This is a genomic window from Rhodopseudomonas palustris BisB18 (assembly GCF_000013745.1).
Taxonomy (GTDB): Bacteria; Pseudomonadota; Alphaproteobacteria; order Rhizobiales; family Xanthobacteraceae; genus Rhodopseudomonas_A; species Rhodopseudomonas_A palustris_F.
Window position 1 is genome coordinate 4,405,072 of record NC_007925.1, and the last position, 17,628, is coordinate 4,422,699.

Annotated in this window: 20 protein-coding genes; 5 read left to right on the plus strand and 15 right to left on the minus strand. The window is 65.1% G+C overall.

What is annotated here, in order from left to right:
* Positions 1–221 precede the first annotated feature (221 nt).
* From RPC_RS19790 to RPC_RS19800, 3 genes are all read right to left on the minus strand, one after another.
* Positions 222–1,136 carry an ABC transporter permease gene (locus RPC_RS19790; protein ID WP_011474360.1) on the minus strand — a complete coding sequence of 305 codons (915 nt, stop codon included), beginning with the start codon at positions 1,134–1,136 and terminating at the stop codon, positions 222–224.
* Positions 1,133–2,278 (minus strand): ABC transporter ATP-binding protein, encoded by a 1,146-nt coding sequence (locus RPC_RS19795; RefSeq protein ID WP_011474361.1) that lies wholly within the window; start codon positions 2,276–2,278, stop codon positions 1,133–1,135. The genes RPC_RS19790 and RPC_RS19795 overlap by 4 nt, the downstream gene beginning before the upstream one ends.
* Before the next feature lie 114 nt (positions 2,279–2,392).
* Positions 2,393–5,080, minus strand: coding sequence for a sensor domain-containing protein (locus RPC_RS19800; RefSeq protein WP_011474362.1), 2,688 nt, complete (start codon positions 5,078–5,080; stop codon positions 2,393–2,395).
* A 226-nt stretch (positions 5,081–5,306) separates the two neighbouring features.
* Between RPC_RS19800 and RPC_RS19805 the strand changes: the two genes are divergently transcribed.
* Positions 5,307–6,425 (plus strand): NAD(P)/FAD-dependent oxidoreductase, encoded by a 1,119-nt coding sequence (locus RPC_RS19805; protein ID WP_011474363.1) that lies wholly within the window; start codon positions 5,307–5,309, stop codon positions 6,423–6,425.
* Positions 6,426–6,795: 370 nt separating this feature from the next.
* Here RPC_RS19805 and RPC_RS25675 read toward each other — a convergent pair whose 3' ends face one another.
* Positions 6,796–6,978: a YdcH family protein gene (locus RPC_RS25675; RefSeq protein WP_011474364.1), complete on the minus strand. Its 183-nt coding sequence runs from the start codon at positions 6,976–6,978 to the stop codon at positions 6,796–6,798.
* Between the two features lie 362 nt (positions 6,979–7,340).
* On the opposite strand from RPC_RS25675, the gene RPC_RS19815 reads away from it, so the two are divergent.
* Positions 7,341–7,547 carry a YdcH family protein gene (locus tag RPC_RS19815; RefSeq protein ID WP_011474365.1) on the plus strand — a complete coding sequence of 69 codons (207 nt, stop codon included), beginning with the start codon at positions 7,341–7,343 and terminating at the stop codon, positions 7,545–7,547.
* Here RPC_RS19815 and RPC_RS19820 read toward each other — a convergent pair.
* A complete protein-coding gene (locus RPC_RS19820; protein ID WP_011474366.1) occupies positions 7,537–8,220 on the minus strand; it encodes a GGDEF domain-containing protein in 684 nt (227 codons plus the stop codon). The genes RPC_RS19815 and RPC_RS19820 overlap by 11 nt on opposite strands.
* Before the next feature lie 120 nt (positions 8,221–8,340).
* Between RPC_RS19820 and purE the strand changes: the two genes are divergently transcribed.
* The 3 genes from purE to rpsU all read left to right on the plus strand — a co-directional run bounded on the left by purE (position 8,341) and on the right by rpsU (position 10,394).
* The gene (purE, locus tag RPC_RS19825; protein ID WP_011474367.1) at positions 8,341–8,829 is read left to right on the plus strand and encodes a 5-(carboxyamino)imidazole ribonucleotide mutase; all 489 of its coding nucleotides are present in this window, start codon (positions 8,341–8,343) and stop codon (positions 8,827–8,829) included.
* Positions 8,826–9,926, plus strand: coding sequence for a 5-(carboxyamino)imidazole ribonucleotide synthase (locus tag RPC_RS19830; RefSeq protein ID WP_011474368.1), 1,101 nt, complete (start codon positions 8,826–8,828; stop codon positions 9,924–9,926). The genes purE and RPC_RS19830 overlap by 4 nt, the downstream gene beginning before the upstream one ends.
* Before the next feature lie 165 nt (positions 9,927–10,091).
* On the plus strand, positions 10,092–10,394 hold the full coding sequence (gene rpsU / locus RPC_RS19835; RefSeq protein WP_011474369.1) for a 30S ribosomal protein S21: 303 nt from the start codon (positions 10,092–10,094) through the stop codon (positions 10,392–10,394).
* Between the two features lie 251 nt (positions 10,395–10,645).
* On the opposite strand, the gene RPC_RS19840 is transcribed toward rpsU, so the two are convergent.
* From RPC_RS19840 to RPC_RS19880, 10 genes are all read right to left on the minus strand, one after another.
* Positions 10,646–11,626: a hypothetical protein gene (locus RPC_RS19840; protein WP_011474370.1), complete on the minus strand. Its 981-nt coding sequence runs from the start codon at positions 11,624–11,626 to the stop codon at positions 10,646–10,648.
* A 159-nt stretch (positions 11,627–11,785) separates the two neighbouring features.
* The gene (locus RPC_RS19845; protein WP_011474371.1) at positions 11,786–12,073 is read right to left on the minus strand and encodes a cupin domain-containing protein; all 288 of its coding nucleotides are present in this window, start codon (positions 12,071–12,073) and stop codon (positions 11,786–11,788) included.
* A 126-nt stretch (positions 12,074–12,199) separates the two neighbouring features.
* Entirely contained in the window at positions 12,200–13,282 is a 1,083-nt protein-coding gene (locus RPC_RS19850) for a calcium:proton antiporter (RefSeq protein ID WP_011474372.1), read from the minus strand.
* A gap of 52 nt (positions 13,283–13,334) precedes the next feature.
* The gene (locus tag RPC_RS26555; RefSeq protein ID WP_167532084.1) at positions 13,335–13,496 is read right to left on the minus strand and encodes a hypothetical protein; all 162 of its coding nucleotides are present in this window, start codon (positions 13,494–13,496) and stop codon (positions 13,335–13,337) included.
* Positions 13,497–13,541: 45 nt separating this feature from the next.
* A complete protein-coding gene (locus tag RPC_RS19855; protein ID WP_011474373.1) occupies positions 13,542–14,942 on the minus strand; it encodes an NAD(P)(+) transhydrogenase (Re/Si-specific) subunit beta in 1,401 nt (466 codons plus the stop codon).
* A 13-nt stretch (positions 14,943–14,955) separates the two neighbouring features.
* On the minus strand, positions 14,956–15,273 hold the full coding sequence (locus RPC_RS19860) for a proton-translocating transhydrogenase family protein (RefSeq protein ID WP_011474374.1): 318 nt from the start codon (positions 15,271–15,273) through the stop codon (positions 14,956–14,958).
* 11 nt (positions 15,274–15,284) lie between these two features.
* Positions 15,285–16,412, minus strand: a complete 1,128-nt coding sequence (locus RPC_RS19865) for a Re/Si-specific NAD(P)(+) transhydrogenase subunit alpha (RefSeq protein WP_011474375.1) — start codon at positions 16,410–16,412, stop codon at positions 15,285–15,287.
* A 75-nt stretch (positions 16,413–16,487) separates the two neighbouring features.
* Positions 16,488–16,640 (minus strand): aa3-type cytochrome c oxidase subunit IV, encoded by a 153-nt coding sequence (locus tag RPC_RS19870; protein WP_011474376.1) that lies wholly within the window; start codon positions 16,638–16,640, stop codon positions 16,488–16,490.
* A gap of 298 nt (positions 16,641–16,938) precedes the next feature.
* Positions 16,939–17,331, minus strand: a complete 393-nt coding sequence (locus tag RPC_RS19875; RefSeq protein WP_011474378.1) for a type II toxin-antitoxin system death-on-curing family toxin — start codon at positions 17,329–17,331, stop codon at positions 16,939–16,941.
* A 13-nt stretch (positions 17,332–17,344) separates the two neighbouring features.
* The gene (locus RPC_RS19880) at positions 17,345–17,569 is read right to left on the minus strand and encodes an AbrB/MazE/SpoVT family DNA-binding domain-containing protein (protein ID WP_011474379.1); all 225 of its coding nucleotides are present in this window, start codon (positions 17,567–17,569) and stop codon (positions 17,345–17,347) included.
* Positions 17,570–17,628: the final 59 nt, after the last annotated feature.

Sequence of the window (17,628 nt, forward strand, 5' to 3'; positions counted from 1 at the left end):
TCCCACGTCATCCTGAGGAGCCCGGCCGAGCGCGCAGCGCGAAGCCGGGCGTCTCGAAGGATGGGCCGCAGGCACGCTTGAGTTGGCCGCCGGCACGCGTGGCCGCATCCTTCGAGGCTCGCCCAAGTGGGCGAGCGCCTCAGGATGACGGCGCTCAGGATGACGGCGCCGAGGGGACTTGCGGCGCTGCGTCTGACGCCGCAGAGGATGCAGAACTTCCCTCACCGCCGCCCCTCCAATTGCCGGCGCTGCAGCCGCTCGTAGACCAACAGCGGCACGAGCAGCAGCGCCAACAGCAGCACCGCCAGCGCCGAGGCCACCGGCCAGTCCTTGTTGGTGAAGAACTCCAGCCACAGCGTCTGCCCGATCATCATCGAACCGGAACCGGCGAGCAGATCCGGGATGACGAATTCGCCGACGATCGGGATGAAGCACAACAGCACCCCGGCGCCGACGCCGGGCAGCGACAGCGGAAAGGTCACCAGCCAGAACGCGCGGCGCGGCGAGGCGCCGAGGTCTTGGGCGGCCTCCAGCAGCGAAGCCGGAATCTTCGCAAGCGTCGCATAGAGCGGCAGGATCATGAACGGCAGATAGGAATACACCAGGCCGAGCATCATCGCCCAGTCGGTCGACAGCCACACCACCGGCGCCGACACCAGATGCAGCGCCAGCAGGATCTGGTTCAGCAACCCGTCATGTTGCAGGATGTTGATCCAGGCGTAGATCCGGATCAAGAACGAGGTCCAGAACGGCACGATCACCAGCATCATCGCCACCGCCTGCCAGCGCCGCGGCAACCGCGCCATCGCGTAGGCGATCGGATAGCCGATCAGTATCAGCACAGCGGTCGCGCTCGCCGCCACCGCGAGGCTGCGCAGGTAGGACCGCCAATAGAGCTGATCGGCGGCGAGCAGCTTGAAATTGTCGAGCGACAGCGTAGCGAACGCCGCTTGCAGCGACGCCCAACCGGCGCTGAGGTCGAACTGCGGGACGTAAGGCGGCTGCGCGATCACCGCTTGCGACAGGCTGATCTTCACCACGAAACCGAACGGCACCAGGAACAGCAGCAGCATCCAGACGAACGGCGCGATCGCCGCCAGCCGCGCCGGGCGGGTGAAGATCTGCCGCGCGCTCATCGCTGCAGCACCACGCAATCGTCGGGCGCGAACCACGCCACCACGTGCTGGCCGCGGGAAAACTCGTCGACCTCGACCCGCGCCGTGTTGGCCAGCGACGCCCGCAGGCTGGCGCCGGCGTCGAGCTTGACGGTGTAGCTGGTGAGGCCGCCGAGATAGCTCACCTCGCTGACCACGCCATCGAGCCGGTTGAGCGCGCCAGCGGCGTCGGGGCTCGGGCCGCGGCGCGACAGCTTGATCTTCTCCGGCCGGATCGCGACGCTGACCGCGCGATCGGTCGCCACCGGCTGCCGCGGCGGCGCCACGCTGAGCGTAACGGCATCGGCCGTGGCCACCGTCAGGCGGTGGGCGTCCTGCGCCGCGATGCGGCCGTCGAGAATGTTGACGTCGCCGACGAATTCGGCGACCCAGCGCGACGCCGGGGCCTCGTAGAGCTGCCGCGGCGCCGCCACCTGTTCGAGCCGGCCGGCCGACATCACGCCGATGCGGTCGGCGACCGTCATCGCCTCGTCCTGGTCGTGGGTGACGATGACGAAGGTGGTGCCGAGCCGCCGCTGCAGCTCGATCAGCTCGCGCTGGGTGGCCTCGCGTAACTTCTTGTCGAGCGCCGCCAGAGGTTCGTCGAGCAACAACAGCTTTGGCCGCCGCGCCAGCGCTCGCGCCAGCGCCACCCGCTGCTGCTGGCCGCCGGAGAGCTGATCGGGGCGGCGATGCGCGAGGCCGTCGAGCCGCACCAGCGCCAGCATCTCGGCGATCCGCGCCTTGATCTCGGCGCGCTTCAGGCCGGCGCGCTTCAAACCGAAGGCGATATTGGCTTTGACGCTGAGATGCGGGAACAGCGCGTAGTTCTGGAACATCATGTTGACCGGGCGCTGATGCGGCAGCACCAAAGCGACATCCTGTCCGTCGAGCAGGATCCGACCGCGGTCCGGGGTCTCGAACCCGGCGAGCATCCGCAACAGCGTGGTCTTGCCGCAGCCCGACGGGCCGAGCAGCGCGAAGAACTCCCCGGCCTTGATGTCGAGCGACAGCCCGTCCACGGCGACCGAGCCGCCGAACCGCTTCTCGACCGCCTCGATCCGCAACAGCGGCACGTCGGGCGACGGCGGCGCTGCGTCGGTCGTTACCCCTTGCTCAGTCATCGCGAGATCCGATCCCCGCGGCAGGCTAGCCACGGATCGGAGGCGGCTCAACCTCGACGCACGCGCAGCCACAGCTTTGTGCTGGATTTCGCACCAGGCCTGCCGGCGACGGCGTCAGCCGACGGCGCGCGAGGTCGCCAGACGCGGGCCGGTGAGGCCGACCAGCCGGGAGTATTGTTCGATCGGCGCCGGCTTGCCGATGAAATAGCCCTGCACCGCGTCGCAGCCTTCGGCGACCAGGAAGTCGAGCTGCTGCTGGGTTTCGACGCCCTCGGCGACGATCGACACGCCGAGCCCGTGGCCGAGTCCGATCACCGCGCGGACGATCGCGGCGGATTGCGGATTGTGCCCGAGGTTCATCACGAAGGCGCGGTCGATCTTGATCTTGTCGAACGGGAACGCCTGCAGATAGGTCAGCGACGAATAGCCGGAGCCGAAATCGTCCATCGAGATCCGCACACCGAGCGCGGTCAGGCGGCGCAGCAGCGACAAGCCGCGGTCGAAATCCTCGATCAGCACGCCTTCGGTGATTTCCAGTTCGAGCCGGCTCGGCTTCAGCCCGGTTTCCAGCAGGATGGTGTGCACCGCGCTCACCAGGTCGCTGTTGAGGAACTGGGCCGGCGATAGATTGACGGCGATCTGCAGCGGTTTGCTCCAGGACGCCGCCTCGCGGCAGGCCTCGCGCAAAATCCATTCGCCCATCTCGACGATCAGCCCGCTCTCTTCGGCGAGCGGAATGAAGTCGCTCGGCGGCACGAAGCCGCGGGTCGGATGGAACCAGCGCGCCAGCGCCTCGAAGCCGACGAAATCGTCGCCGCCGATCCGGGTGCATCCGTTGGCCTGCGGCTGGTAGTGCAGCGACATCTCGCCGTTCTTGATCGCGGCGGAGAGGTCCTGGTGCAGGATGCGGCGGTCGCGGATCTGCCGATCCATCTCCGGTTCGTACAGGCTGACCGAGCCGCGCATCCGCGCCTTGGCGCGGAACAGCGCCGCGCCGGCATTGGCGAGCAGCGAGGCCGCATCGGCGCCATTGGCCGGGAACACCGCGACGCCGGTGGTGACGCCGATCCGGACCTGCTTGCCGTCGATCAGGAACCCTCCGGCCACCGCTTTGGCAACCTCTGCGGCGAGATGCATCGCCGCGGCCGGCTGCGGGCCGTCGATGATCAACCCGAACTCGTCGCCGCTGAGGCGGGACACCACGCCGCCGCGCGACGACAGCTGGATGCAGCGCGCCACCTCGACCAACAGCTTGTCGCCGACGGCGTGACCGAACACGTCGTTGATTTCCTTCAGCCCGTCGAGATCGACCGACAGCACCGCGAACTCTTCGGTGGTATCGCGGCAAGCCTCGATCATCTGCGCCAGCGCTTGCAGGAACGCCAGCCGGTTCGGCAGGTCGGTCAGCCCGTCATGGTAGGCCATATGCGCCATCTGTGCTTCGGTCTGCCGCCGGTCGGTGATGTCCTCATGGGTCTTGATCAGGTATTGCGGCGCGCCCTCGCCGTCGACCACGGTGACGCGGCGGGTCAGGAACAGCCGCAGCCCGTCCTTGGTGCTGATCGGGTGCTCCTCGGTCATCAGATCGCGGCGGCGGATCGCATTGGCGTCGCGCTCGGCGATCAGTTTGGCTTCCTTGGGATTGAAGATATCCAAGGCCGACAGCCCGACGGCGTCCTCGCGGCAGCGGTTGAGGATGGCCTCGGCGCCGCGATTGGCGAACAGGTATCGCCCGTCCTGCGTGCTCTGCACGGTCAGCGAGATCGGAATATTGTCGACCACCAGCTCAAGGAATTTCTTGGTGTTGACGAGCTCCTGCGACAGCGACCGCCGCTCGGTGATGTCCTCGAACAGCGCGATCAGAAATTCCGGCCGGTTCTTGTCGTCGCACGCCACCACGCAGTTGTTGTCGATGACGCGGTCGCCGCCGCCGACGTCGACCGTCAATTCGCCCCGCAGCGGATCGTGCGGCGAATCGATCGCCATGCGGTCGGCTTCGCCGATGGTGGCCGCCGTCGCCGCGGAAAACAGTTCGGCGGTGCGCCTGCCGAGGATGCGATCGCGCGGCAACCCGCAGAACCGTTCGAAGGCGCGGTTGGCCAGGATGTAGCGGCCGTCTTCGATCGCCTTGGCGGCGACGCAGACCGGGATGTTGTCGATCACCGATTCCAGGAACTGTTTGGCGGTCGCCAGCTGCCGGGACAGTTCGCGTTGCGGGGTGCAATCGTCGTGGGTCGCGATCGAGCCGCCATTGGCGAGGTTGGAGAACTTCACCAGCACCGATCGCCCGTTGGGCAGATCGGCGATATGCCCATTGGGACCGGAGGCGGTGCGGTAGAACTCCTCGGTGGCGACATCCAGCATGCCGCGGCTGCGGCGCAGCTCGAGCAATTCGAGGCCGGTCATGTTGGGAACAATATCCGAGCGCCTCAACCCGTAGATTTCCAGGTAACGGTCGTTGCAGAACATCACCTTGCCGAGCGCGTCGACCATCACCACGCCCTGATTCAAACTATTCAGGGCAGAGCTGACGAACAGGCCGCGGCGATGATGCGCGCGGCTGATCCGGCGCAGGCTGGACATCGCCCAGATCGCCACGGAGGCCAGAAACGAGACCGCGACGAAGCCGCCGATCAGCAATTCCCAGAGGATCTCGGCGTCAAACGACCCGAGGTAGCGCGTCGGAGCCAATTCGAACCCCGCCCTCGCCGCACCGCTGGTCGCAGCGGTGGCAACGAGGCAACCTACAACCGACACAGCAAGTTTAGTTACGCCACCGACTTGCCAATTGTTGCCAGCCATAAACCACCCGGGTTTCTACGGATGGAATATTGGGCGAAACGAGTATGAATCGCGTAAACGTGTGATCATCCGACTGCGTCGACGGGTATAAATTTGGCTCATTGCCCTGACATGGTTAACGCTTTGCTAACTACGTTCTCGTTGCCTTGAAATCAGGCGCGAGCCCCGCGGGGTAAACTGCGCAACGATTCGGCTGTTGGACGGCCTTCGAGTTTTTGGACTGCCAATGGACAATGTTGAATGCGTCGTGGTCGGCGCCGGTGTGGTCGGTCTCGCTGTGGCGCGCCGGCTGGCGCGCGCCGGGCGAGAGGTGGTCGTTGTCGAAGCCGCCGAGACGATCGGCACCGTCACCTCGTCGCGCAACAGCGAGGTGATTCACGCCGGCATCTATTATGCCTCCGGCAGCCTGATGGCCCGGCTTTGCGTCAGCGGGCGGCGGGCGCTGTACGCTTACTGTCGGGATCACGGCATCCCGCACCGCGCCTGCGGCAAGCTGATCGTCGCCACCAGCCCCGCCGAAATCGACAAGCTGCAATCGATCCGGTCGCACGCCGAATGCAACGGCGTCGAAGATATGCAAACGCTCGACGCCGATGCGGCGCGCGCGCTGGAGCCGGCGCTGCATTGCGCCGCCGCGCTGTCGTCGCCGTCGACCGGCATCGTCGACAGCCACGCGCTGATGTTGGCGTTGCGCGGCGACGCCGAGGACGCCGGCGCGGCGTTTGCGTTTCATGCGCCGCTGTTGCGCGCCCGGGTGATCGCCGACGGCTTCGAACTCGACGTCGGCGGCGAGGCCGCGACGACGCTGCGCTGCCGGCTGCTGATCAATGCCGCCGGCCTCGCCGCCTCGACGCTCGCCCGCAACATCGACGCCATGCCGATCGACCGGATTCCGCCGGCGTATTTCGCCAAGGGCAATTATTTCAGCTGCGGCGCCAAGGCGCCGTTCACGCGCTTGATCTATCCGGTCCCCGAACCGGGCGGGCTCGGCGTGCATCTGACGTTGGATCTGGCCGGACAGGCGCGTTTCGGCCCCGACGTCGAATGGATCGACAGCATCGACTACAGCGTCGACCCGGCGCGCGCCGAGCGGTTCTACCCGGCGATTCGCCGCTATTGGCCGGGGCTGCCTGACGGCGCGCTGCGGCCGGGCTATTCCGGGATCCGCCCGAAGATCGTGCCGCGTGCGGTGGCGGTGCAGGACTTCATGATCCAGGGACCGCCGCAGCACGGCGTGGCGGGACTGATCAATCTGTTTGGAATCGAATCGCCCGGCCTGACCTCGTGCCTTGCGATCGCCGATTTGGTCGGCGACCTCGCCGGCGTGCCCGCGCCGTCGTCCTGAGCGCGGCGCTGCGGACGCTCTCGCCGGAGCCTCGAAGCAGGCCACCTGAGCGACGTCCCGCAAAACCTCGTGGCCCATCCTTCGAGACGCCGGCTTCGCCCTGCGGGCTTCGCCGGCCTCTTCGGATGACGTTGAGGAGCGGAGCAAAATTCGAGAACACGCTGGCGCCGCCGCCACATTCCGGCGCGGCGAAGTGCCGCGACGCCAATCAGTTTTTGCTAAGTGGATTTTCTTGGCGCGCGTCCTGCAACCGCGGATGACGAAAGCTGCACGGTCCCGCAAGTGATCATGTGGATCACAGAACAGATCACTTGCGAATGGACCGTGCTGCCCGCGATCCGCGGGCTTGTAGTTGTCCTAGCGCGCCGCTCTAGTGCAGCGTGTCGACATTTTGCCGCAGGCGGGCGATCTGGTCTCTGACCATCAGTTTACGGCGCTTCAATTCAACAATTCGCAGGTCGTCGGTGGAAAGATGAACAAGAGCTTCGTGCAGTTCGGTCTCCAAAATCTGATGTTTACGTTCCAATTCAACGAGATGCGCTTGAAGAGCCATACCAAACCTCCTGGGTGCGATTGAACCTCAGACGTGATCCGGATCATGAAGCTTACATGACCTATTGCGGCTGTCGATAGGTATTCGAAAGCGAAGGCTTAGTATTTACGAACGGCCTGCAACGAATTGTGAATGTTCGTCCTGCAACCTAAGTGCAAAATGAGACATAGGGCCGCGTCGTCAGGTTTAGTCGTCAGGTTTAGTCGGGCGCGCTTTGGCACGATGCCGCGCTTGCAAAATGCATTCGACTATGACGGATAGTCGCAGCGGGCTTGCTTCTTGCTACCTCGGCCCGCAAAGGCGATAATTCCCTCGATCCACATTCCTTCGCGACGCGTCGCGATTTCAAGACAATCGAAGTCATGACCGACGAAGATGAGCGCGAACTCGGCGCCGAACTCGCAAAGCTGCAGCAGGAACACCGCGATCTCGACGCGGCGATCGACGCGTTGCATCATTCGCCGGCGCCGGATCTGTTGCGGCTGCAACGGCTGAAGAAACGCAAGCTCAGCCTGCGCGACCGCATCGCCTTCATCGAAGATCAGATTACCCCCGACATCATCGCGTGATCGCGGCCGCCGCGGCGCGCTGCTGATGCCGGATCGCCTTGCGCGCATACATCGCGCGATCGGCCTGCGCCAGCGCGGCGCGCGCGTCGGTGCCCGGTCCCAGCGTCGCGATGCCGGCGGAAATCCCGGCCGACGCGGTCCGTCCGGCAAACCCGAATTGCAAGGCGTCGACGGCGGCTTCCAGCGCCTCCGCCTTGGCCTGGGCGTCCGCCTCGGTCAAATTCCACAGCAGCAGCACGAATTCGTCGCCGCCGAGCCGGGCGACGATGTCGGACGCCCGGACGTGATGCTGCAGCACGTCGACCACCGACCTGAGCACCTCGTCGCCTGCGGCATGGCCGAACCGATCGTTGATCGGCTTCAGGTGATCGACATCCAGCATGATCAGCGCGCCGCTGGCGTGATAGCGCTGGATGTAGGCGATCGCCCGATTGAGCTCCCGTTCGAAGCCGCGGCGGTTGAGAATGTCGAGCAGGAAGTCGGTATCGGCCGAGGCCCGCATCTCGTCGAGCTTGGCACGCGCGGCGGCGAGCTGCGCCTTGAGCCGCCGATTTTCCAGATTGGCAGCCTTCAGCCGCGCCGCCAACGGGTCGGCGGCGAGCTTTGCCGTTTTTGTGGGCTGGCGGCGACTGCCGGCTTTTGCGGCAGCAGGGGCGCTGGATTTCTTGCTCATCGAATCAAGACTTGCCGCTGTTGACCAAGAAAGGATAGTCCATTCGCGGTGCCTTGCCAGTTAGTGCCCCGCCCTCTAATTTTCCAGCTATCTTTTTGGATTCTCGAAAGAATCGATTGAATGACCAGCCCCGTCGCGATCATCATGGGAAGCCAGTCCGACTGGGATACCATGCGCCATGCCGCTGACACCCTGTCGGCGCTCGGCGTTCTGCACAAAGCCCACATCGTCTCGGCCCATCGCACCCCGGACCGGCTCTATGCGTTCGCCAAAGGCGCCAAGGCAGCCGGCTACCGCATCGTGATCGCCGGCGCCGGGGGCGCCGCGCATCTCCCCGGCATGGCGGCGTCGCTCACCGAACTGCCGGTGCTGGGGGTTCCGATCGAGTCGAAGGCGCTGTCGGGGGTGGATTCGCTGTATTCGATCGTGCAGATGCCGGCCGGCGTCCCGGTCGGCACGCTGGCGATCGGCAAGCCCGGCGCGATCAACGCGGCGCTGCTCGCCGCCAGCATATTGGCGCTGAACGACGCCGCCTTGGGCCAGCGGCTCGCGGCCTGGCGGCAGCAACAGACCGCAGCGGTGCGTGAACAGCCGGAGGAATTGGCGTGACTGAACTGAAACGCGTCACGCTGAAGCCCGGCGACACCATCGGAATTCTCGGCGGCGGCCAGCTCGGCCGGATGCTGGCGCTGGCCGCCGCACGGCTCGGGCTGAAGTGCCAGGTGTTTTCGCCTGACCCGGATTCGCCGGCGTTCGACGTGGTGCAATACGCCACCTGCGCCGAATATGCCGACGTCGAGGCGCTGGAGCTGTTCGCCAACGACGTCGACGTCATCACCTATGAATTCGAGAACATCCCCTCCTCGGTGGCGGCGATCCTGGCGTCGCGCCGCCCGGTGGTGCCGGATCCCAAGATCCTGGAACTGACCCAGGACCGGCTGGTGGAGAAGGACTTCGTCACCAAGCTCGGCATCCCCACCGCCGCCTATGCGGACGTCTCCTCGCCGCAGACACTGCACGCCGCGGTGGCGCGGATCGGCTTGCCGGCGGTGATCAAGACCCGCCGCTTCGGCTATGACGGCAAGGGCCAGGCGATCATCCGCGAAGGCGACGACCTCGACGCGGTGTGGGCCGATCTCGACACCCGCTCGGCGATTCTCGAAGCCTTCGTGCCGTTCGAGCGGGAAATCTCGGTGATCGCCGCGCGCGGCTTCGATGGCCAGGTGGTGTGCTACGACGTCACCGAGAACGAGCATCGCGATCACATTCTGAAGGTGTCGCGGGTGCCGGCGGCGATTTCCGACGAGCTCGCGGCGCGGGCTCGCGGCATCGCCGAGACCATTGCGAACGCGGTCGGCTATGTCGGGGTGCTGGCGGTGGAACTGTTCGTGGCGCCGGGCCATGACGGCCCGCTGCTGCTGGTCAACGAGGTCGCGCCGCGGGTACATAATTCCGGGCATTGGACGCTGGACGGCGCCTCGGTGTCGCAGTTCGAGCAGCACATCCGCGCGGTGGCCGGCTGGCCGCTGGCGCAGCCGGTGCGGCACGGCGCGGTCACCATGACCAATCTGATCGGCGAAGAGATCGACGACTATCCGAAATGGCTGTCGGAACCCGGCGCCACCGTGCATCTGTACGGCAAACGCAGCGCCCGGCCGGGCCGCAAGATGGGCCACGTCACCGTGGTGCAGCGGGCCAAGTCTTGACCGCCACGGCGCCGCCGCGGTGCACAGCCAACGAAAGATTGCGCCTGAAAGGTGGACTTTGCTGTTTTGATCTGATACATCCGCGCCCTTAAGGTTGAGGGCATGGCTGTTGTCGGCCCTTCGCTTTCTCAGAATTCCAATCCGATTAATGAAAGAGGATGCCGCGTGCAGGTTCTCGTTCGCGATAATAATGTCGATCAAGCCCTCAAGGCGCTGAAGAAGAAGATGCAGCGCGAGGGTATCTTCCGCGAGATGAAGCTCCGCGGTCATTACGAGAAGCCCTCTGAGAAGAAGGCCCGCGAAAAGGCGGAAGCCGTGCGCCGTGCGCGCAAGCTCGCGCGCAAGAAGCTGCAGCGCGAAGGTCTGTTGCCGATGAAGCCGAAGCCGGTGTTCGGCGCTGGTCCCGGCGGCGATCGTGGCCGTGGTCCGGCCGCTGGTGCTGGCGCCGGCCCGCGTGGCCCGCGCTAAACTCTATTGAATTTCAGTTTTTGACTGCGTCGACGCGGGCCCCTCGGCCCGCGTCGACGTTTGTGCGTTTGGGATCACCTGCCGTCATCCCGGGGCGGGAGCGGCGAAGCCGCGAGCGAGCCCGGGATCCATAACCCCTGCAGGGATATGGATCCCGGACTTGCTCGTTCTTACGAACTCGCAATCCGGGATGACGGCTTGGTTTTCAGCTGAATGCGCGCGGGCATCGAGCCGCTGGTCTCGACGCTCGCCTACCGCGGGATCACCGCGTGGAACACCGATTTGGCCGCCGAGAACATGTCGTCGCCCACCGAGCGGTCGGTGTCGCCGCGGCTGGCCGAGGCTTCGGGAATGTCGGCCGGCGGCGTCGGGCGATGCGGATCGTGCGGGTTCGCGGCCTGCGCATAGGCCGGCGTTACCGGCGCCGGCGCGATGGTCACCGGCCGGTTTAAAGGCTCCACCGGATTGCTTGCGGCAAGCGGCGCCGGCGGGGTCAGGCTGGCCGGAGCCGCTGGCGTCGGCGCGGGCTGCTGCAGCGTCGCCGTCACCGGCGGCTGCAGGCTCGGCGTGGCCGGCGCAGGCGCCACCGCCGGCAGCGAAGCCACATGCGGCGGATCCGGCAGCCGGGCCGGCTCCGGCGCGCGCGGCAGCGGCTCGGTCGCGCGCGCCGCTTCGTTGGAATTGCGCAGCCGTTCGATCGCAGCACGCGCCAGATCGTTGGCGTCGCGGCGCTCATCCTTGGTGGTGGCCTCGACCGCAGGCGTGGCGGTCACGGCGGCGACGGTGGCGGGCGCCGGCGCCGGCGCAGCGGGCGGCGGGGCAATCGGCGCAGCCGCAGCCTTGGCGACGCTCTTGTCACGCGTCGGCTGATGCCACCGACCGACGGGCTTCTCGGGCTTCTCGGCTTTCTCGGCCTTATCGGCCTTATCGGCCTTATCGGCTTTCTCAGCCTTCTCGGCGGCGGCTTTGTCGGCCTTGTCGGTCGACCGGCTCTTGGCGGCGACGCTGTCCGAACTATTCGAATCACCGAGGCTCGCGCTCTTGGCGTCGGACTTCGCCGCCTTGGCGGGCGCTGCGGTCTCCTCAGCCTTCTTCGTATCGATCACCGACACCGCCGCAGCAGGGGGCGGATCCGGCTTGTTGACGAAGTGATTGACGAGGTAGGCACCAAGCACGGTGGCGAGCACCGAGGGCAGAATGGTGTGAAAGATATTACCGATGTATTTGAGCATTACCGCCCTCTCCCAGCGAGGTTTTGATGCGGGAACTTTGAGGCTGATTAAGGGATCAACTGCGACCACTCGATGGCAATGTCGATGTGAAGCTGCCATGCGGTGGAGTTAGCGGATCTCAACCTCGAGAGTCGGTCGGGGGCTGCGCCGCCCGAACGGTCAAGGCTTCAGTTCGACCTCAAGAAACACGATGTCGATATAGGTTTCGTTAAGAACGTCGTGTTCGACGCCGGCCTTGCGAAAATAAGATTGGCCGGCCTGCAATTGCGCCTTGGAGCGCGTGCCGTCCGGCGCCACGATGGTCATTTCGCCGCCGCTGACCGGGACGATGATGTAATCCATCTCGTGGCGATGATGGCCGGTGGCGCTGCCCGGCGGCAACCGCCATTGCGTGACGCGAACCTCGGGATTGTCGATCTGAAGCTGGGATTCAACGCTGACCGCCATCGATTCCGTCCTCCTAGCGCGCATGGTCCCGAATCCGACTCTGGATTTCGGACAACATCATGGGCGAATAACATTGGTGAAGGATGACGTTTCGAAGAAACATCGCCCCCGCCGGGTATGAACCCTCTAGGGAATGAACACCAGGAAGACGAACACCGCGAACACCACCAGATGGACCAGCCCGAACAGGATGTTGGTGCGGCCGGTGCCGAAGGTGAGCATGCTGACGAAGAAGGTCAGCACCAGCAGCACGGCCTCCTGGGATTCCAACCCGAGCACCAGGCGCTTGTCGAGCAACAGCGCCACCGTGGAGACCGCCGGGATGGTCAGGCCGATGGTGGCCAGCGACGAGCCCAGCGACAGGTTGATGCCCTTCTGCAGGTCGTTGCGGCGGGTCGCCCCGATCGCCGCCAGACTCTCGGGCAGCAGGATCAGCCCGGCCACCACCAGGCCGGCGAAGGCGACCGGCGCCCCCAGCCATTCGGTCGCGGTCTCGACCACATGCGAGAACTTCTCCGCCAGCAGCACCACGCCGAGCAAGGCGATCGCCAACAGCCCGACGCTGAGCGCCAGGCTGCCGCCGGCCGCGTGGCTCGCCTGCGCCGGCTCGGCTCCGGAATGCCTGCCGACGAAATAATCGCGATGCCGGAAGGTCTGGGTGTAGAGAAACAGCACGTACAGCACCACGGTGGTGAGGCTGACGAAGGCCAGTTGCGCGGCGGAATAGAACGGGCCTGGATCGGCGAAGGTGTAATTCGGCAGGATCAGGATGATGGTCGACAGCACGATCAGCACGCTGAGGTAGAGGCTGGCGCCGGAGATGTGGAATTCCTGCTCCCTGAAACGCAGCCCGCCGATCAGGATGCACAGCCCGACCAAGCCGTTGCAGACGATCATCACCACCGCGAACACGGTGTCGCGCGCCAGCGTCGGCACCACCTTGTCGCCGAGCATCATGGTGGTGATCAGCGACACTTCGATCAGCGTCACCGCCATCGTCAGCAGCAGCGTGCCGTAGGGCTCGCCGATGCGGTGCGCCACCGCCTCGGCGTGATGCACCGCGGCGAACACGGTGCCGAACAGCACCACCAGCAGCACCGCGGCGAAGCCGAAGCCGAACACCGTCGGGGCGAAATCCAGGTGCAAGATCGAGCTCGCGGCGAACAGCAGCGCCGCCGCCGCGGGGAACGCCCAGGCCGACGTCGGCATGCCGGCGTGGGCGTGATGGGGATCGTGGGCGGCGGGGGCCGCCGCGGGTCCGCTAGTCGCGGTCGAGCTTGGTTCGCTTTTCGACGTCAAGTTTCAGGCTTTCCGGAACCTCGCGGCAGGCGCACGCTTTCGCATGGGCGGCGTGCCACACCACCCGCTGCTCCCGTGTCGCCTTTGGCGGCATGGGATGCAAGCGGTGCCATTCCTTGTTCATGACATCAAACCGAGCTGGTTAAGCGAAGCCTAACGTCGCCTCGCCTTACATGCCCTTGACGATGTTCTCGGTCATCTTCTTGGCGTCGCCGAGCAGCATCATCGTGTTGTCGCGATAGAACAGCGGGTTGTCGATGCCGGCATAACCCGACGCCAACGACCGCTTGATGAACATCACGGTGCCGGCCTTCCAGACCTGCAACACCGGCATGCCGTAGATCGGCGAGGTCTTGTCGTCCTCGGCCGCCGGGTTGGTGACGTCGTTGGCGCCGATCACGAAGGCCACGTCGGCCTGCGCGAATTCCGAGTTGATGTCCTCGAGTTCGAACACCTCGTCGTAGGGCACGTTGGCTTCGGCGAGCAGCACGTTCATGTGGCCCGGCATACGGCCGGCGACCGGATGAATCGCGTACTTCACCTCGACGCCTTCCTTCTTCAGCGTGTCGGCCATTTCGCGCAGCGCGTGCTGGGCCTGCGCCACCGCCATGCCGTAGCCCGGCACGATGATGACCTTCTGGGCGTTCTTCATGATGAAGGCCGCGTCGTCGGCCGAGCCGAGCTTGACCGGGCGCACTTCGCCGCCGGCGCCGCCGCCGGCCGCGGCGGTCTCGCCGCCGAAGCCGCCGAGGATCACCGAGATGAAGGAGCGGTTCATCGCGTGGCACATGATGTAGGACAGGATCGCACCCGACGAGCCGACCAGCGCGCCGGTGATGATCAGCGCCGAATTGCCCAGCGTGAAGCCGATGCCGGCCGCGGCCCAACCCGAATAGGAGTTGAGCATCGAGATCACGACCGGCATGTCGGCGCCGCCGATCGGGATGATCAGCAAGGCGCCGAGCAACAGCGCGATGCCGGTGATGACCCAGAACGCGACCTGGTCGCCGGTGATCACCAGATAGACGATCGCAGCCAGCATCACCACGCCGAGCACGATGTTGACGACGTGACGGGCGGGCAGAATGATCGGCGCGCCGCTCATCTTGCCGCTCAATTTCAGGAACGCGATCACCGAGCCGGTGAAGGTCAGGGCGCCGATCGCGACGCCGAGCGACATTTCAATCAGGCTGGCGCCGTGAATGTTGCCGGGGACGCCGATGTCGAACGCCTCGGGGGCGTAGAACGCGCCGGCGGCGACCAGCACCGCGGCCATGCCGACCAGCGAGTGGAAGGCGGCGACCAGTTCGGGCATCGAGGTCATCGGCACCTTCTTGGCGATCACCGCGCCGATGCTGCCGCCGATGGCGATGCCGAGGATCACGAGGCCCCAGCCGAGCAGGTCGGCCGGAGGATGGCCGGCCAGCGTGGTGGCGACCGCGATCGCCATGCCGGTCATGCCGAGGAAGTTGCCCTGGCGGCTGGAGGCGGGCGACGACAGCCCGCGCAGCGACAGAATGAACAGCGCGCCAGCGATCAGATACAGAAGCGCGGAAAGATTGGCGTTCATCGAATTTTCCTACTCACTTCTGCTTTTTCTTGTACATCGCCAGCATCCGCTGGGTGACAAGGAAGCCGCCGAAAATATTCACCGAGGCAAAGATCAGCGCGACGAAGCCGAAGCCGCGCGCCCACACACCGCCCTCGCCGACCATCGCCACGCCGACCGCCAGCAAGGCGCCGACCACGATCACCGAGGAGATCGCGTTGGTCACGCTCATCAGCGGGGTATGCAGCGCGGGGGTCACCGACCACACCACGAAATAGCCGACGAACACGGCGAGAACGAAAATCGACAGCCGAAACACGAACGGATCGACGGCCTGTACAATATGTTCCATGGCGGCTCTCCTTAAGCTTTCGGCTGGAAGTTCGGGTGAATCACCGCGCCGTCTTTGGTCAGCGCGGTGGCCTTCACCAACTCGTCGTCCCACTTCACCGCGAGCGACTTCGACGCCTTGTCGAACAGCGTCTCGATGAAGTTGAACAGGTTGCGGGAATACAGGCTCGAGGCCGAAGCGGCGACCCGGCCGGCGACGTTGGTGTAGCCGACGATCTTGATGCCGCCGACGTCGGTGACCTGACCGGCCACCGCGCCTTCGACGTTGCCGCCGCGCTCGATCGCGAGGTCAACCAGCACTGAACCGGGCTTCATCGACGCCACCATCTCGGCGGTGACCAGGCGCGGCGCGGGCCGGCCGGGGATCAACGCGGTGGTGATGATGATGTCCTGCTTCTTGATGTGCTCGGCGGTGAGCGCGGCCTGCTTGGCCTGATACTCTTTGGACATTTCCTTGGCGTAGCCGCCGGCGGTCTGGGCGTTCTTGAATTCCTCGTCTTCGACGGCGAGGAATTTGGCGCCGAGACTTTCGACCTGCTCCTTGGTGGCGGGGCGCACGTCGGTGGCGGTGACCACGGCGCCGAGCCGGCGCGCGGTGGCGATCGCCTGCAGGCCGGCGACGCCGACACCCATCACGAACACCTTGGCGGCGGGAATCGTGCCGGCCGCGGTCATCATCATCGGAAAGGCGCGGCCGAACGATTCGGCGGCCTCGATCACGGCGCGGTAGCCGGCCAGATTGGCCTGGCTCGACAGCACGTCCATCACCTGCGCGCGGGTGATGCGCGGCATCAGCTCCATCGCGAAGGCCGAGACGCCGGCGTCGGCGATGGTCTTCAGCGCGGCTTCGTTGCCGTAGGGGTCCATGATGGCGATCACCAGCGCGCCGCGCTTGTAGCTCGCAAGTTCAGAGGCCTCGGGGCGCTTCACCTTGATGATGATATCGGCGTCCTTCAGCGCATCGGCGCTGACGGTGGCGCCGACCGCGGTGAATTCCTGATCCGGCAGTCCGGACTTGATCCCGGCGCCGGGCTCGATCGCGATATCGATCCCCAACGCTTTGAACTTCTTCACCGTGTCGGGCGTCGCCGCGACCCTCGGTTCAGCAGGATCTAGTTCTTTAGCAACAGCAATTTTCATAGAGCCTCCGCCGCGCTGGGCACGCGCGTGAGTGAGCCAATGGGCGCGCCGTTTAGCGGCGCACGCCGATCCAAATCAAGTCAGGAAAATTGCCATCAGAGCGACGACAGCGATCACGGCGGCGGAGCCGTATTTCACCAGCTTGATGAAGCCCTGGTAGGTCTGCTCATGGGCGACATAGTCGTTGCCGTCAGCAGCGGTGTAGGCGACGTCATGGTGCTCTGCCATCAGTCTCTCCGGACAATGTTCGAGAAGTGTGTGTGCAATTAGCGCAATCTTATTGCGAGAGCAACGGCGCCCTCGACAGATCGCCTAACCCATTTTGGTTCAGTCGAAAGTCTAGCGCGCGATCCGCGCAGGCGGCAGCGATTTCGCGATAACGCCAACGTCGGCAAAGAGTTTTCGCAAAGGCCGGGCGCTCCGGCGAATTCCGCTCCGCGGCAGAGGGCCGCGGCGCCATCAATGCTGGTTTTCCAAAGCCGGTCATGCAACCAAACGAGGCGGCCCCGAAAACGGCGCCAAGCAATCAGGCCGGCCAATTGTCCCGGATCCAGCGCGTCAGGCTCTCCTCAGAGACCTCGCCGGCGGCGAGCGAGAGGATGATGGACGTCGATTGAGCGGGATCGGGATCGAAAGCGACGGCATTCTTGGTAAGAAAGACCGTCATCGCCATAAAAGCGATCCGCTTGTTGCCATCGACAAATGCGTGGTTCTTCGCCAACCCGAACGCATACGCTGCGGCAAGCTCCGGCAATTCCGATTGTTCATAGCGCCATTTGTTGACGGGCCGCTCCAGCGCCGATCGGAGCATGCCTTCGTCGCGCAGACCGGGAGCGCCGCCGAAGCGGCGCAACTGGCGGCTGTGAATCGCGATGGCCTGCTCGAAGGTGATCCAAAGCGGCTCTTTCGGCTCGCTCATCAGGCACTCCTCATCATTTCGCAAGGGCGGCGAGCGTGTCCTTGTATTTTTCCATAATCTGGTCTGCGATTTCCATGGTCCGCTCGAAGTCGGGATCGTAAGGCATGGCTTGGAAGCCGCCCCCGGCCAGTTCCGTGATGTGCAGTTCTTGGCCGCGCTTCAAATCCAGCCGCTGCATCAATTCCTTCGGCAACAGCAAACCATCGGAATTTCCGATCTTTTTGATTTCGATTTTCATGACGATCCTTTCAGTTGCGCACAATCGCGCCTTCGCTTGAGGAACGGACCTCCTATTTC